This window comes from Nocardia vermiculata NBRC 100427 (assembly GCF_001613265.1).
GTDB lineage: Bacteria > Actinomycetota > Actinomycetes > Mycobacteriales > Mycobacteriaceae > Nocardia > Nocardia vermiculata.
Genome location: NZ_BDCA01000014.1, coordinates 99759 through 113538, shown reverse-complemented (window position 1 = coordinate 113538; position 13780 = coordinate 99759). Strand labels below are relative to the sequence as shown.

The 13780-nt window shown below is 67.4% G+C and carries 17 protein-coding genes; 10 read left to right on the top strand and 7 right to left on the bottom strand.

The window, feature by feature from the left end; translation table 11 throughout:
* Positions 1 to 99 precede the first annotated feature (99 nt).
* The 5 genes from NV2_RS16105 to NV2_RS16085 all read left to right on the top strand — a co-directional run bounded on the left by NV2_RS16105 (position 100) and on the right by NV2_RS16085 (position 3991).
* Positions 100 to 666 carry a hemerythrin domain-containing protein gene (locus tag NV2_RS16105; protein ID WP_373863573.1) on the top strand — a complete coding sequence of 189 codons (567 nt, stop codon included), beginning with the start codon at positions 100 to 102 and terminating at the stop codon, positions 664 to 666.
* A 150-nt stretch (positions 667 to 816) separates the two neighbouring features.
* A complete protein-coding gene (locus tag NV2_RS16100; protein WP_084474852.1) occupies positions 817 to 2970 on the top strand; it encodes an MMPL family transporter in 2154 nt (717 codons plus the stop codon).
* A 58-nt stretch (positions 2971 to 3028) separates the two neighbouring features.
* Entirely contained in the window at positions 3029 to 3289 is a 261-nt protein-coding gene (locus tag NV2_RS16095; RefSeq protein WP_067874300.1) for a metal-sensitive transcriptional regulator, read from the top strand.
* A 28-nt stretch (positions 3290 to 3317) separates the two neighbouring features.
* A complete protein-coding gene (locus NV2_RS16090) occupies positions 3318 to 3566 on the top strand; it encodes a YgaP family membrane protein (protein WP_373863572.1) in 249 nt (82 codons plus the stop codon).
* Positions 3567 to 3592: 26 nt separating this feature from the next.
* Positions 3593 to 3991, top strand: a complete 399-nt coding sequence (locus NV2_RS16085; RefSeq protein ID WP_067874298.1) for a DUF302 domain-containing protein — start codon at positions 3593 to 3595, stop codon at positions 3989 to 3991.
* Here NV2_RS16085 and NV2_RS16080 read toward each other — a convergent pair.
* Positions 3988 to 5094: an NAD(P)/FAD-dependent oxidoreductase gene (locus NV2_RS16080; RefSeq protein WP_067874296.1), complete on the bottom strand. Its 1107-nt coding sequence runs from the start codon at positions 5092 to 5094 to the stop codon at positions 3988 to 3990. The two genes, NV2_RS16085 and NV2_RS16080, sit on opposite strands and share 4 nt — an antisense overlap.
* Positions 5095 to 5176: 82 nt before the next feature.
* Positions 5177 to 5983 (bottom strand): MHYT domain-containing protein, encoded by an 807-nt coding sequence (locus NV2_RS16075; RefSeq protein ID WP_067874294.1) that lies wholly within the window; start codon positions 5981 to 5983, stop codon positions 5177 to 5179.
* Here NV2_RS16075 and NV2_RS16070 point away from each other — a divergent pair.
* From NV2_RS16070 to NV2_RS16050, 5 genes are all read left to right on the top strand, one after another.
* The gene (locus NV2_RS16070) at positions 5982 to 6206 is read left to right on the top strand and encodes a hypothetical protein (RefSeq protein WP_067874293.1); all 225 of its coding nucleotides are present in this window, start codon (positions 5982 to 5984) and stop codon (positions 6204 to 6206) included. The genes NV2_RS16075 and NV2_RS16070 overlap by 2 nt on opposite strands.
* A 41-nt stretch (positions 6207 to 6247) precedes the next feature.
* A complete protein-coding gene (locus NV2_RS16065; RefSeq protein WP_067874291.1) occupies positions 6248 to 7150 on the top strand; it encodes an LLM class flavin-dependent oxidoreductase in 903 nt (300 codons plus the stop codon).
* A 209-nt stretch (positions 7151 to 7359) separates the two neighbouring features.
* Positions 7360 to 8244, top strand: coding sequence for a universal stress protein (locus NV2_RS16060; RefSeq protein WP_067874283.1), 885 nt, complete (start codon positions 7360 to 7362; stop codon positions 8242 to 8244).
* 305 nt (positions 8245 to 8549) lie between these two features.
* Positions 8550 to 8969 (top strand): MarR family winged helix-turn-helix transcriptional regulator, encoded by a 420-nt coding sequence (locus NV2_RS16055; protein ID WP_174550600.1) that lies wholly within the window; start codon positions 8550 to 8552, stop codon positions 8967 to 8969.
* A complete protein-coding gene (locus NV2_RS16050) occupies positions 8966 to 10507 on the top strand; it encodes a DHA2 family efflux MFS transporter permease subunit (protein WP_067874271.1) in 1542 nt (513 codons plus the stop codon). The genes NV2_RS16055 and NV2_RS16050 overlap by 4 nt, the downstream gene beginning before the upstream one ends.
* A 95-nt stretch (positions 10508 to 10602) precedes the next feature.
* On the opposite strand, the gene NV2_RS16045 is transcribed toward NV2_RS16050, so the two are convergent.
* The 5 genes from NV2_RS16045 to NV2_RS32820 all read right to left on the bottom strand — a co-directional run bounded on the left by NV2_RS16045 (position 10603) and on the right by NV2_RS32820 (position 13702).
* Positions 10603 to 11724, bottom strand: coding sequence for an acyl-CoA dehydrogenase family protein (locus tag NV2_RS16045; RefSeq protein WP_067874575.1), 1122 nt, complete (start codon positions 11722 to 11724; stop codon positions 10603 to 10605).
* 126 nt (positions 11725 to 11850) lie between these two features.
* Positions 11851 to 12312 (bottom strand): helix-turn-helix transcriptional regulator, encoded by a 462-nt coding sequence (locus tag NV2_RS16040; RefSeq protein ID WP_067874268.1) that lies wholly within the window; start codon positions 12310 to 12312, stop codon positions 11851 to 11853.
* A gap of 14 nt (positions 12313 to 12326) precedes the next feature.
* Complete coding sequence (locus NV2_RS16035; protein ID WP_067874265.1) at positions 12327 to 12866, bottom strand: AraC family transcriptional regulator ligand-binding domain-containing protein; 540 nt, start codon at positions 12864 to 12866, stop codon at positions 12327 to 12329.
* Positions 12867 to 13002: 136 nt separating this feature from the next.
* A complete protein-coding gene (locus NV2_RS16030) occupies positions 13003 to 13464 on the bottom strand; it encodes a polysaccharide deacetylase family protein (RefSeq protein ID WP_307613568.1) in 462 nt (153 codons plus the stop codon).
* The gene (locus NV2_RS32820; protein WP_307613567.1) at positions 13436 to 13702 is read right to left on the bottom strand and encodes a polysaccharide deacetylase family protein; all 267 of its coding nucleotides are present in this window, start codon (positions 13700 to 13702) and stop codon (positions 13436 to 13438) included. Before NV2_RS32820 ends, NV2_RS16030 begins: the two co-directional genes overlap by 29 nt.
* Positions 13703 to 13780 lie beyond the last annotated feature (78 nt).

Below are 13780 nucleotides of genomic sequence, written 5' to 3'. Positions count from 1 at the left end.
GCCTCGGCTGTGCGTTATCGTCGCCTCACGATGGGCATACGGCCACCCGCGGTCGGTGGCTCGGGTCCGGTGCTTGCCTGAAATCCGTGTCAGGGAGGAATTGTGGACATCACCCAGCTGATCCTCGACGACCACCACGAGCAGCGTCGGCTGTTCGCGATTCTGGAGCAGGTCGATCGCGCCGATACCGGTGTGCTCGCCGCGATCTGGGACCGACTCGCGGCCTTCCTGGAACTGCATGCGCAGGCGGAGGAGGAACTGTTCTATCCCGCCCTGCTGCAGGTGAGTATCGCCGCTCATCGTGCGGCCGGTGCCGAGGACGAGACGCTCGATGCCATCGGTGATCACAACGACATCCGTGATGCCGTCGCCGACGTAGGGCGTCATCCCGTCGGCACCGACGAGTGGTTCGCGGCCGTCGCGGCGGCCAATACCGCGAACGGTGATCACATGGCCGAGGAAGAACGTGAAGGGCTCACCGACTTCCGGCGCCTGGCCGGGCTGCAACGCCGCCACCAGCTGGCTGTTGCCTTCGCCGCATTCGAGGCACGCAATTACGCCGGCGTCCGGCCGGTCGACAAGGATCCGGCGGGTTATGTCCGCGCGGCCGAGGGCAAGCTCCCCGCGAACGGGTCGTTGAGCGTAGGCAGTCTGAAACCGATCTGACGCGTGCGGGGGGAGCCGCAAGCGATCTTGGCGCATCTCCCGGCGATTCCGTGTCTGCTCTGTGGGTAACGCCACCCCGATTTCATATACCCCATGGGGTATGTTGGTCGTGATGTCGATATACCCCCACGGGTATAGAACGGAGTGATGATGACCGACTCTCGGGTTATCGCGCCACCGGAGGTCGCGACGCGGCCGCCCGGGGGAGCGCTGGGCAAGTTGGGGTCGGTGATGGCCGGCCGGGCCCGCTATGTTTTCGGTGCGTGGCTGGTGGTGCTGGTCGCCCTCGGTGCCGCGGCGCCCAGTGTGTTCAGTTCCCTCGCCGGTGCGGGATGGCAGGCCGACGGTTCGGACTCGGTGCAGGTCCGAGAGCTGGCCCAGCAGCATTTCGGCGGTAATTCCTCCGCGGCGGTGCAGGTCGTGGTTCACTCCGACGACCGAACCATCGACAGTCCGCAGGTCCAGACGGTGCTCTCGCAGGCCACCGCCGTCTTCGCGGGCGACTCCCGTTTCGGTGAGGTGATCGCGCCGCAACCGGGGATGTCGATCAGTCCGGACGGGCACACCGGGATCCTGATCGCCGGTGCCGCCGCCTCGCCGGACGACATGGTCAAAGCGGTAGACACGCACAAGGGCGCGTTGACCGCGTTGTCCGGCAACGGGATCGAGGTATATCCCACCGGGGCGTCGGCGTTGTGGAGTGATTTCAACAAGGCCAACCACGACGCGATGATGCAAGCGGAGATGTTCTCCTGGCCGGTGACCCTGGCGATCATGGTCCTCGCATTCGGGTCGCTGGTCGCGGCCGGACTGCCACTGTTGCTGACGCTGGCCGGGCTGATCGCCTCCGCGGGTGGCTTGGTGCTGCTCAATCAGCTGACGCCGATTTCGGTGTGGGCCATGAACTTCGCGATGATGTTCGCGCTGGCTCTCGGGATCGACTACGCCCTGTTCATGGTTGCGCGTTTTCGTGGCGCGCTCGCGAACCGCTCGGACGCCAGGGCCGCGGTGGCCGAGACCATGGGGACCGCGGGTAAGGCCGTTGTCCTGTCCGGGCTCACCGTGCTGGTCAGCTTGTCGGCAGTTCTGATCGTGCCGGCGCCCGCCGTACGCACGATGGCGGTCGGGATCATGTTCGCGGTGGCATTCGTGCTGGTGGCGACGCTGACTCTGCTGCCCGCTGCGCTCGGTGCCCTCGGTGGTCGGATCAACGCCGGCTCGCTGCCCCGCATCGGCCGGCCACAGCACCGTTCCCCGCGATTCGAGTCCTGGGGGCGGCTGCTGCACGATCGGCCCTGGCCCTTCGCGATCGTCGCGGTGCTGATACTTCTCGTCCTCGCCGCCCCGGTGGCCGGGCTGAAGGTCGCCATGCCGTCGATCCAGGTCGTGCCGGAGGACGCGCCCGTGCGGCAGGGCTACGAGCTGGTGCAGGCGCAGCTGGGCGAAGGCGCGCCGGGAATGCTGCAGATCGTCGCGCCGGAAGCCGAATCCGCGGCGACCGCAACAGCGGCGTCCGGGACGGAGGGCATCGAGATGGTCACCCCGGCGCAGTCGTCCGGTGACGGCAGCGGACTGGTCATGATGCAGGCGGTGCCGAGTGTCGATCCGTCCGATGAACGGATGGGCGCCGTGCTCGACGACCTGCGAGACCGGTTACCGGATGGTGCTCTGGTGGGCGGCGCGCCCGCGGAGAACCTGGATCTGCAGCAGACGCTGGACCACTATTTCCCGATCATCGTGGGAATCATTCTGGTACTCGGCTTCGCATTGCTGCTGATCGCGCTGCAGGCGCCGTTGATTGCGGCCCTGGGTGCGTTGGTCAGCCTGCTATCGACCGCGGCAGCCTTCGGGGTGGCGAAGTTGATCTTCCAGGACGGGCACGGGGCCGGCCTGCTCGGTTTCGCCCCGCAGGGATTCCTCGACGGCTGGGGGCCGGTGTTCTTCTTCGCGATGATCTTCGCGATCGCGATGGATTACACCGTATTTTTGCTGGCTACCGCGAAAGAACATTACGAACGGACCGGCGATCCCAGCCGAGCCCTCGTCGAGGGACTCGCGCACTCCGGTCGCGTGATCTTCGCCGCCGCGGCGGTCATGGTTGCGGTGTTCTTCACCTTCGCCTTCGCCGATCCGCTGCCGCCCAAGGAAATGGGCATCATCCTCGGCGTGGCGGTGCTGCTCGACGCGGCTGTGGTGCGGCTGGTGCTGCTGCCGGTGCTGTTGCGGCTCGCGGGTCATCGAGCCTGGTGGTCGCCGCAGTGGCTGCGCCGGGTACTGCCGAAGGTCAGCTTCGCCCATGATTGAGACCACAGCGGCATCGATACCCCTAGGGGTATGCTGGTAGTGACGAGAGGAAAAGACCATGGTGGGTAACGAAGAGACGATCGCGCTGGTGCTCAACCGGTTGCGGCGGGCACAGGGCCAGTTGGGCGGCGTGATCACGATGATCGAAGAGGGGCGTGACTGCAAAGATGTCGTCACTCAGCTCGCCGCGGTCTCGCGAGCCCTGGACCGCGCCGGATTCAAGATCGTTGCGACCGGCTTGCGCGAATGCCTCACCGGCGAGGGTGGGGAGCCGATGAACGAGGCCGAGCTGGAGAAGTTGTTCCTCACTCTGGCCTGACCAGACGCGTCCACATCGAATTCGGAGAATGAACATGACGAATCTGCCTAGACATCAGGGCTGGTCGATTGCCCGCGTGGTACCACTGCTGGCCGGCACCCTGGTGCTGCTCAGCGTGGTGGCGGCCGCGACATGGTCCAGTTGGTGGCTCGTATTCACCGGATTCGTGGGCGCGAACCTGCTCCTGTACGGCGTCGCCGGCTGGTGCCCGGCGACGCTGCTGCTCCGGCGGCTGGGACTGCCGCTGACCGCCGGCTGCGCGACAGCGCGCGGCTGATCCGTCCATTCGAGAGGAAGGCGACCATGACTCTGGCCATCTCCACTGCCCTGCGGACCGACCGGTTCGACGATGCTGTCGACCGGACCCGGGAAGCATTGGCAGAGCAAGGATTCGGAATTCTGACCGAGATCGACATGGCGGCGACGCTGCAGGCGAAACTGGGTGCGGACCTGGAGGACTATCGCATCCTCGGCGCCTGCAACCCGCCGCTGGCACACCGTGCGGTCGAGGTCGACCGGCAGATCGGATTGCTGTTGCCCTGCAACGTGATCGTGCGGCGAGACCCGGACGACGCGGCGGCAGTCATCGTGGAGGCGATGGCTCCGCAGGTGATGGTCGAAGTGACCGGGGACGCGGATCTGCGACCGATCGCCGCCGAGGCGGGGACCCGGCTACGGGCAGCGCTGGCCGCACTGGGCTAGCGGTTCGCCGACGGGTCCCCGAGCCGGCGCGACGGATGCACCGTGGCCGCCGGTTGCCCGGTGGTGACGCTGTCGGCGAGCGTGGCGCCCAGAGCCGGGGCCTGCTTGAACAGATTGTGTCCGGCGAGGAATGTGGCGGCGCCGTGCTGCCAGGCGGCCACGCCGTCCTCGTTCCACGGCAGCCGGGTGACCCAGCAGTGCACGTACCCGGTCGGCGCGGGATCGAGCCCGGGCAGCGCGCGCCGGACATAGCGGGCGGCGCGGTCGGCCAGGTCGGTGAGGGCGGTGGGATCTACCGCACCGCCGTCGTTGCTCGGCACCGAATCACTCAGGCCCAGACCGTAATGGGTATTGCCGGGGAAGGCGGCCGCATAGATGCCGGTTTCGCCGAAGTCGCCGCTGCTGTCCTGCAACGTGGCCAGGGTGGTGGGGGGCTCCGATCGCGGCCGGAAGGTCACTCGGACATGGGCGGACAGCTGGACCGGTAGTGCGAGACCGACGGTGCGGGCCAGTGCAGCGGTTCCTCGGCCCGCGCAGACGACGACCGCACCGTACTCGGAACATCCGGTGCCGGAACGTAGTTCGACGGTTCCCGCGGTGGTGTTGCGAAGGGTGAGCACGTGGTCGTGCACGAGCGCGTCACGCATGTGCTCGGTGAGGGCATCGATCGCGGCGACAGTGCGGATGGAACCGCCCGTCGGGTCGAATACGGCCGGACCGTCGTAGCCGGCCAGCGGGGGCAGTCGCCCCGCCAGTTCCCGAGCGTCGATCCACCGTGCCTCGATACCGGGAACCTGCTGCATGATCGCCAATTTGTCCCGCACACCGGCGCCGAGGGCGACCGCCCCGTCGTCCGAGATCAGCTCGATGCCGAAATCGTCTTCCCATTCGCGCCAGATCCGGCGCGCGGTGACCGCCATCTCGACCAGTCGGGGATCGTCGTGGGCGTGGCGGAAGATACGCGACTGTCCGGCCGACTGCCCACCGCCCGGCTGCCCGGATTCGTACACGGTGACCGAGATCCCGGCCCGGCGCAGTGCGTAGGCGGTGGCCAGGCCGACGATTCCGGCGCCCACCACGGCGACATCGGTAGCGGTATCCATTTCTCCCGGCTACCCGTCACCACGACACGCAATCCTTGGGGGCGCGCCGACAGGGACGGATTCGTCTCCGCGGTGGATTCGGCTACTGCGGCAACGATGCGGAACTCGTGGCCCGGTCGGGCTCGGTTCCGGCTCCGTCGTCACTCCTGCCGGGATCAGCTACCGCCGCGGCCTGCGGCGTGGTGCCGACAGCGGCCAGTAGCAGCATGGTGACCACGCCGATGATCGCGATCGTGGGTCCGAACAGCAGCACCGGGGTGGCGCCGTGCGGGGTGCCACGGGTGCCGCTGTCGTGTGCGTGCATCGCTGCCATGCCCGTGTAGTGCATGCCGGAGACGGCGATGGCCATGACCGCGGCCGCTCCGAGCGTGGCGAGCCGGCCCCGGGTACGGACGGTGAACCACAACGCGGCCGCGGCCGCGACAACGGCAATGAGTACCGAGGCGGTGACCAGGGCGGTGTCGTAGTCGATGTCGGCGGTGGAATTCATCGCCGCCATCCCGAGGTAATGCATCCCGGCCACGCCCAAGCCGGTGATCGCCCCACTGCCCAGCATCGCCGGTACCGACGGCTCGGGGCGGGCCATCAGGCTCAGACCGATTCCCACCGTCACGATCGCGACCACCGCGCTCGCCACGGTGAGCGGGATGTCGTATCGGATCGAGGTGCCCTGGATCGAGAAACCGAGCATGGCAACGAAATGCATCACCCACACCCCGGTGCCGCCGATGGCGACCGCGGCCGCACCCAGCCACGACCAGCGGTGCGTGCGGCTGTGTCGTCCGCGTGCCGCACACTGCAATCCCAGCAGGCACCCGGTGAACGACGTGGCATAGGAAAGAAGAGGAGTCGACCACCCATAACTGAAGTGGTGAACATCGAGCATCATGAAGGCTCCACCGCGACCGCGGTATCGAGAGAAGTACGAAAGCATCTGGCAGCGGGAACAATACGGCACCGGCCGCTCCGCCGGGCCGGACTTCTCCATCCCACCCCCACGTCCCGCCCGGGAATCCCGGTCCGGCATCCGGCTGCGCTTCCGGATCCGAAACGAACGGCGGCACAAGGGGCTCGGGGCTGACGAGCCGATGATCACCGCTCGGATCCGGTGATCGGGTGACCGGGACTCTGGCGCATCTGCGAGGGTGGCTCTATGCAGATCGGTGTGGCACTTCCGCAGATGGCTCCGGGCTACGGACCGGGTACGACGCTCGACTGGGCCCGGCGAATCGACTCGGGCCCGTTCTCGAGCGTTTCCGTGGGTGAGCGGGTGACGTTCTCGAATCCGGAAATGGTGGCGACCCTGGGCGCATGCGCCGCGGTCACCGAGCGGGTGCAGGTGCTGGCGAACCTGTGGGTGTTGCCGCAGCATCCGACAGCGATGGTCGCCCAGCAGATCGGCACTCTGGACCAGCTCTCCGACGGTCGCCTCGAGGTAGCCGTCGGTGTCGGTGGACGCGAGCACGACTACCGCGCGCTGGGCGCCGAGTTCACCAGGCGGCACCAACAACTCGACGACAAGGTCGCCGAGTTGAAGTCGCTACTCGGCGGTGAGCCGCCGTTCGAGGGTGCGGATCCGGTCGGGCCGGCATGTGTGCAGCCGGGCGGGCCGATCATTCTCGCCGGTGCGATGGGGCCCAAGGCGATGCGCCGGGCGGCGCGGTGGGCCGACGGGATCTCCGGTTTCAGCATCGCGGGCGACGCCGAGGAGATCGCCGCGGCGGGTGCGCTCGCCGACCGGTGCTGGGCCGAAGCCGGTCGCACCACGACTCCCCGCAAGGTCAGCGGCTGTTTCACCGCCTTGGGTGTCACCGATGCCTCCGAGGCGCTGCGTTCTTTCACTGCTCGCTACCTCGGCTTCCTCGGACCCGAGTTGGCCGAGCTGGTCGCCGGGACGGTACGGGCGTCGAGTCCCGAGGTACTCGCCGCCATTCTGGACGATGCGGAGCAGGCCGGGTGCGACGAGTTCATCCTGGTCCCGGCCGTGACCGACCCGAACTTCCTGGAGGTAGCAGCCGAGGTGGTGGGCGCCCGCAGCGCCACAGACTTCGCCTGATCACGGCTCGGAGGCCGTTCGCATGCCCTGCTCGGTGCGGCCGGCGGAAGTGGGCGGATGCACGTGGACGGCCCGGGAATCGACGACATGTCCGCCGCCGGCACATAGACTTCGACCACGGCGGCCGTTGCCGGTTGGCCTGCTATCGCGCCGCAGGTGGCCGCGCCCCACAGTGACATCGACAGTGCCGAGACTGACGAGGAGTTCACATGACCGACCGAATCCGCCGGGCGCCGGTGCTGGCCGCTGTCGACGGCTCGATCGTCGGATTTCGGGCCGTGGCCTGGGCCGCGACCGAGGCAGCGCTGTTCGGCTGCCCACTGCATCTGCTCACCTCCACCGCCGGCGCCGGTGGGCCGCAGCCGGCGGCCACCGACGCCGTCGTCCGGTGGCTGCGCGAGGAAGGCGAGCGGGTCCTCGCGGAGGCGAGCCGCGTCGCCCGCACGGCCGTGACGGATCCGGCGCTGGAGATCAGCACCGAGGTCACCGACCAACCCGTCGCCGAACATCTGATCCGACGATCGCCAGAGGTGCGGATGCTCGTCGTGGGCAGCCGGGGCCTGGGCGCCGTCCGGCGGGGGCTGCTGGGCTCGGTGTCCTCGGCGGTGACCCGACACGCCCACTGTCCGGTCACCGTGGTGCACACCGTCTCGGCGACCGATGCGGTGACGGCCGCGCTGCCGATCCTGGTGGGCATCGATGGCACCGAGAACAGTGTGCCCGCGCTGGAGGCGGCGTTCGAGGAGGCGTCGCGCAGAAGGGTGGGGCTCGTCGCCTTGCATGCGTGGAGTGATATCAGCAGCCGGCTGGAAGTCACGGTCGAGGGGTGGACCGAGATCCGGACGTCGGAAGAGGCCCTGCTGGCCGAGAGCCTGGCGGGTTTCGCCGAACGGTATCCGCAGGTGGAGGTGCGGCGGGTGCTGGTGTACCACCGTCCGGTCCGCTCGCTACTGGACGAGGCGGAGAACGCTCAGCTCGTCGTGGTCGGCAGCCGCGGCCGCGGGGGATTCGCGGGCATGCTGCTGGGCTCGACCGCCGCCGCCCTGGTCCAGTCGGCGGACTGTCCGGTCATGGTCGTCCGCGGCACCGAGTAGACCGTGTTCTGGAAGTTGAATTTTCCCGGTGCCGGAGGCGATCGCGCGCAGTCCGTTCCGGGCCGCTGAACGAGTCGAAATATCGGTTACGCCCGGGCCGGGTGGTATGTGTTTCGCGTCACCGGAACCGGCGCCCGTGAAAATCACTTGCCGCAGGTGGGAGTGGGGTGGTGGGGTAGTCCGAGGGCGACTTCGGTAGCTGTCGCAGATTCTTGCGTTTCTGCGATAGTTGCAGACTCGATAGTATCTGGAGCGTGGCAGAAGCAACTCCGGATGAGGTGTTCAACGCACTCGGGGAGTTCCTCATGCGCTTGTTGAGCATGGAGGAGTCCGAGTCGATGGACACCCTTGTGGCGATGGATCTGTCGTTCTCACAGGTACGCGCGCTGTTCGTGCTCGCGCAGCACGGGGAGCCGATCGCGATCCACGAGGTCGCCGAGCGTCTCCGGATATCGGTGGCCACCGCAGGTCGCAATATCGATCAGCTGGTGTGCCAGCAGTTGGTGCTACGCCGTGAAGACCCCGCGGATCGCCGGATCAAGCGGGTCTCGCTGGCGGAGGCCGGGCGCAGCCTGGTCGCCGGTCACATCGCGGACAAGAGCGATGAACTCCGCGCGTTCGCGGCCCGATTGGACCAGTCGGACCGCACGCGATTGCTTGCGGCCCTTCAACCCATCCTCGCGGGCGACGCCCTGCGAGCCCGAAGTCAGGAAATCTGCTCATGACGACACCCAGCTCGACCGCCGGGCCGCCGGCCGCGGCACCCGAGTCGGACAAGATCGACGGCGCGGTCCTCAAGATCGCCACGGTGGTGGTGCTCGGCGCCATCATGTCCATCCTGGACGTCACGGTGGTCAGTGTCGCGCTGCCGACATTCGTGCGCGAATTCGACGCCACCGTCGCCACCGTCGCCTGGACGATGACCGCTTACACGCTGGCACTGGCCACGATCATCCCGGTCACGGGATGGGCGGCGGATCGCTTCGGTACCAAGCGGCTCTACCTCACCGCGCTGGTGCTGTTCGTGTTCGGCTCCGTGCTGTGTGCATTCGCGGGAAATATCGCGATGCTCATCGTGTTCCGGGTGATCCAGGGCCTCGGTGGCGGCATGCTGATGCCGCTCGGCATGACGATCATGACCCGGGCCGCCGGGCCCGAACGCATCGGCCGCGTCATGGCCGTGCTCGGTATCCCGATGCTACTCGGTCCCATCTGCGGCCCGATCCTCGGCGGTTGGCTGATCGACGCCGCGAGCTGGCACTGGATCTTCCTGATCAACCTGCCCGTCGGCATCGTCGCACTGGCGGCCGCGGTAAAGTTGCTGCCCAAGGACGCGCCCAGTCCGTCGCAGACCTTCGACTTCGTCGGTATGCTGCTGCTCTCGCCGGGTCTGGCGCTGTTCCTGTTCGGCGTCTCCTCGATTCCGGAGGCGGGCACGATCGCCTCGGCCCGGGTGCTGGTCTCGGCCGGCATCGGACTGGTGCTGATCGTCGGCTTTGTCTTCCACGCGCTGCGCAAGGACCACCCGCTGATCGACCTGCGCCTGTTCCGGAACCGGCAGCTCACCTTCGCGGTGCTCACCACGACGTTGTTCATCATCGCGTTCATGGGCGCGGGCCTGATCTTCCCGAGCTACTTCATCCAGGTGCGTGGTGAATCGACGCTGGCCGCGGGGCTGTTGCTGGCACCGCAAGGGATCGGTGCCATGCTGACGATGCCCGTGGCTGGGCGACTGGTCGACAAGCTGGGGCCGGGCAAGGTCGTTCTGACCGGCCTGCCGCTGATCGCCATCGGCATGTTCACCTTCACCCAGCTGTCGGCGGACTCGTCGTATGTCCTACTGCTCGGGTCGCTGTTCGTGATGGGCCTCGGCATGGGTGCCACCATGATGCCGCTGATGACCGCCGCGATGGCGACGCTGAAGCACGAGATGGTCGCTCGCGGTTCGACTTTGATGAACATCGTTCAGCAGACCGCGGGATCGATCGGTACCGCGATCATGTCGGTGGTGCTCACCAACCAGATGCTCGACCGTCCTGACGGCGGCGCAGCGGTCGCGTCCCGGGACAACCCGGCGATCGCGCAGCAGATTCCGCCGTCGGTCCTCGAACGCGGCTTCGACGCTGCGGCTGATGCCTTCGGGAACACGTTCCTCGTTGCCTTCGTACTGGTCCTGGTCACCCTGATCCCGGCGTTCTTCCTGCCGCGCCGGGCCATCGTGCCGGAGGGGGAGGACGCTCAGCAGCCGGTGCTGATGCACTGACCGGCGCGCCGTCCGGCCGTAGTGGGGCGCCGCACTCCTGACAGGGGGTGCGGCGCCCACCTCTATGTTTTGCGGCGTCGACAATGAGCGCCGAACTACAAACTTCGGCCGATGATCAGTTTCATGATCTCGTTCGTCCCGCCGTAGATCTTCTGGATCCGCGCATCGGTGAATACCCGGGAGATCGGGTATTCGGCCATGTACCCGTATCCGCCGAACAGTTGCAGGCATTCGTCGGCGACCTTGCACTGCTGTTCGGTCAGCCACCATTTCGCCTTGGCGGCGGTCGGGATGTCGAGTGCGCCGCGCAGATGTTTGGCGACGCAGTCGTCGAGGAATGCCCAGGCGACCGAGGCGATGGTGTCGCATTCGGCGAGGGTGAACTGGGTGTTCTGGAAGTGGAAGACCGGTTTGCCGAAGGCCTGGCGTTCCTTGGTGTATTCGACGGTCATCTGCACCGTCTTCTCCACGGCCGCGGCGGCGGCGACGGCGAGGATCAGCCGTTCCTGGGGGAGTTGCTGCATGAGCTGGATGAAGCCGGTGCCCTCGGCGGCACCGATCAGGTTCGATTTCGGCACCCGGACGCCGTCGAAGAACAGTTCGCAGGTGTCCTGGCCGTGCTGGCCGACCTTCTCCAGGTTGCGCCCGCGCCGGAATCCTTCCTGGTCGGTTTCCACCGCGATCAGTGAGACCGATTCCGCGCCTTTACCTTCGGAGGTTTTCGCGGCGACAATCACCAGATCGGCGAGCAGGCCGTTGGAGATGAAGGTCTTGGCGCCGTCGATGACGTAGTGGTCACCGTCGGTGGTGGCGCGGGTGCGGATACCCTGCAGATCCGAACCGGTGCCGGGTTCGGTCATCGCGATGGCACCGACGATCTCGCCCGACGCCATCTTCGGCAGCCACGCCTGCTTCTGTTCCTCGGTGCCGTAGGCGTTGATGTAGTGCGCGACGATCGTCGAATGCACGGGGTTGCCGAGGCTGGGAGCCATGGCGCGGGTCTGCTCGATCGCGATGACCGCTTCGTGCGCGAAAGTGCCGCCACCGCCGCCGTACTCCTCCGGGATCGAGATGCACAGCAGCCCCAATTCGCCTGCACGGTTCCAGATCTCACGGTCGACGTGATGCTGGCGGCCCCACCGGTTCTCGTTCGGGGCGCATTCCTTCTCGAAGAAGCGGCGCGCCAGATCGGTGAGGGCGTCGAGATCTTCGTCCATCCACGGGGACCGATGCACCGGCACGGGGAACTCCTCTGTTCGAAATACGGCGATACCCTCGGAGACGGTAGAAGCGGGCGGTGCGCGGGCCAATGACCGCAGCGCTCGATCTTGTGACCGGATCGCTCAGTCCTGGGTCGCTCGTCCCTGATACGAGCCGGGGGAGCTGCCGGTCCAGCGCCGGAAGGCGCGGGAGAACGCGCTGGGTTCGGAGAAGCCGAGCCGGCGCGACAGTGCTGTAATGGTCTCGTCGCCGCGCACCAGGGCGGCGATGGCGGTGTCCCGCAGGATCTGCTCCCGGATGCGGCTGGGCGAGGTGTGTTCCTCGTGGAGTCGGCGCCGCAGTGTCGCGGGACTGACGGCGAGTTCGGCGGCGATCTGCTCGACCGCCGGCCACTGTCCGGGACCGCCGCGTTCGAGGATGCGGCGTACCCGCGCCATGGTGGAGACCGCCTCGTCGTGGCGCACGATGACCGCCTCGGGGGCGTTGCGGAGAAAGCGGAGCAGGTCGGCTTCGTCGCGGACCAGCGGTGTGGTGAGTGCGGTGGCGTCGAGCACCAGCGCCGGGGTCGGGGCCGAGAAGCGCACGGGCGCACCGAAGATCAGGTCGTAGTCGTCGAGTTCGTTCGGTGGATAGGGGATTCGATCCGCAGCAGGGGCACCGATCCGCCGGCCGCCCAGTCCAGGAATCGGTAGGTGACCATCAGCAGGGTGTCGATGATCAGTCCTTCCGGGTGTCGAATGCCGTTCAAGTCGAACGATATTCGCGCCTCATCCGCAGCGGCCGCCACGGACAGCGGCGGGAAGCCCGGTAGCGCTTTCTGGAAGAGCCGGAATCGGTGCAGTGCCGCGCCGAGATCTCGTGCACCGAGCAGCGCGAAGCAGACCAGCCGAAAGGTGCCGCGTGGCATGGGGCGGCGACCCAGACCGAGTAGTTCGTCGTCGGTGCTGCGCCACAGTCGCTGCACCAGCTGCACCGCCTGACCCACCGTGACTCGGGCGCGGCCCTGGTCCAGCAGTTGCGGTGCGATCCCGGCTTCGGCCAGTGACTCGGTGCTGTCCCAGCCCCGTCGCCGCGCCAGGTCGACAATGGCATGCACCCGCCCGATGGGGAGGGTGAAATCGGTCGGCGTCGCGGGCACGTCTTGACGCTATCAACGCCGCGACCGGGCACTTCACCACCCGCCGTGCCCGACTACAGCATCCGCGCGAAGTCTTGTGTTCGCGTGCTGTTCGGTGGTGGCTTCGATCACCTTCCGGCACGGCCGGAAGGACGGATCAGGCGGCCGCCAGCTGTGAAACAGTGACGAATTCATAGCCGCGCGAACGAAGTTCGGTGATGATCGGCGCGATCGCGTCGAGCGCCGCCTGCTGATGCATCGCATGCAGCAGAATGATCGACCCGGGGCGGACGTGGTCGACGGTGGTGGCGACGATCTCATCGGTTCCCAGCGCACCGGTCGAATCGGATTCGACGTCCCACATCACGGTGGTGCGGTCGTGGCGGGCCAGGTACCACGGCAGGGTGAGAAGTTTCTTGCCGTTGGGTGGCCGGAAGGTCACCGGGCCGCGGTAGCCGGTGCGGGCGATCTCGGCGTCGGTGCGTTCGATCTCGGCCCGGACCGTGCCCGGAGTGACGAATACCAGCCGCCGGTGGGTGTAGCTGTGATTGCCGATTTCGTGGCCCGCGGCCGCGAGGGCGACCCCGTAGTCACGATGGGCGGCCAGATCTTCGCCCACGAGGTAGAACGTCGCCGGAACACCCTGTGCGGCAAAGGGTATCGAGAATCGCCGGGGTGCGTTCGGTGGGGCCGTCGTCGATGGTCAGCGCGACGACCTTGCGGTCGGTGTCCACCCGGTGCAGCAGGCGTCCCGCGATCTGGTGGCTGCGCGAGTTCATCAGGATGTAGGTGCCGACCGCCAGTACCGCGAGGACCGTGAGGAGGACCGCCGCGCTGCGCACGGCTCTGCGTACCATCGGCGCAAACTATCACCGCAGGGCGAGATCGGGCGCAGCGATACCGTCGGCCGGCCGATGCGGGCGGGTTCGGGCGGC

Bases quoted from the DNA above. Each gene is read 5' to 3' on its own strand.
- NV2_RS16100 (WP_084474852.1), top strand. From the start codon at position 817: ATGACCGACTCTCGGGTTATCGCGCCACCGGAGGTCGCGACGCGGCCG.
- NV2_RS16095 (WP_067874300.1), top strand. From the start codon at position 3,029: ATGGTGGGTAACGAAGAGACGATCGCGCTGGTGCTCAACCGGTTGCGG.
- NV2_RS16090 (WP_373863572.1), top strand. From the start codon at position 3,318: ATGAACATGACGAATCTGCCTAGACATCAGGGCTGGTCGATTGCCCGC.
- NV2_RS16085 (WP_067874298.1), top strand. From the start codon at position 3,593: ATGACTCTGGCCATCTCCACTGCCCTGCGGACCGACCGGTTCGACGAT.
- NV2_RS16080 (WP_067874296.1), bottom strand. From the start codon at position 5,094: ATGGATACCGCTACCGATGTCGCCGTGGTGGGCGCCGGAATCGTCGGC.
- NV2_RS16070 (WP_067874293.1), top strand. From the start codon at position 5,982: ATGAAGGCTCCACCGCGACCGCGGTATCGAGAGAAGTACGAAAGCATC.
- NV2_RS16075 (WP_067874294.1), bottom strand. From the start codon at position 5,983: ATGATGCTCGATGTTCACCACTTCAGTTATGGGTGGTCGACTCCTCTT.
- NV2_RS16065 (WP_067874291.1), top strand. From the start codon at position 6,248: ATGCAGATCGGTGTGGCACTTCCGCAGATGGCTCCGGGCTACGGACCG.
- NV2_RS16060 (WP_067874283.1), top strand. From the start codon at position 7,360: ATGACCGACCGAATCCGCCGGGCGCCGGTGCTGGCCGCTGTCGACGGC.
- NV2_RS16055 (WP_174550600.1), top strand. From the start codon at position 8,550: ATGCGCTTGTTGAGCATGGAGGAGTCCGAGTCGATGGACACCCTTGTG.
- NV2_RS16050 (WP_067874271.1), top strand. From the start codon at position 8,966: ATGACGACACCCAGCTCGACCGCCGGGCCGCCGGCCGCGGCACCCGAG.
- NV2_RS16045 (WP_067874575.1), bottom strand. From the start codon at position 11,724: ATGGACGAAGATCTCGACGCCCTCACCGATCTGGCGCGCCGCTTCTTC.
- NV2_RS32820 (WP_307613567.1), bottom strand. From the start codon at position 13,702: ATGGTACGCAGAGCCGTGCGCAGCGCGGCGGTCCTCCTCACGGTCCTC.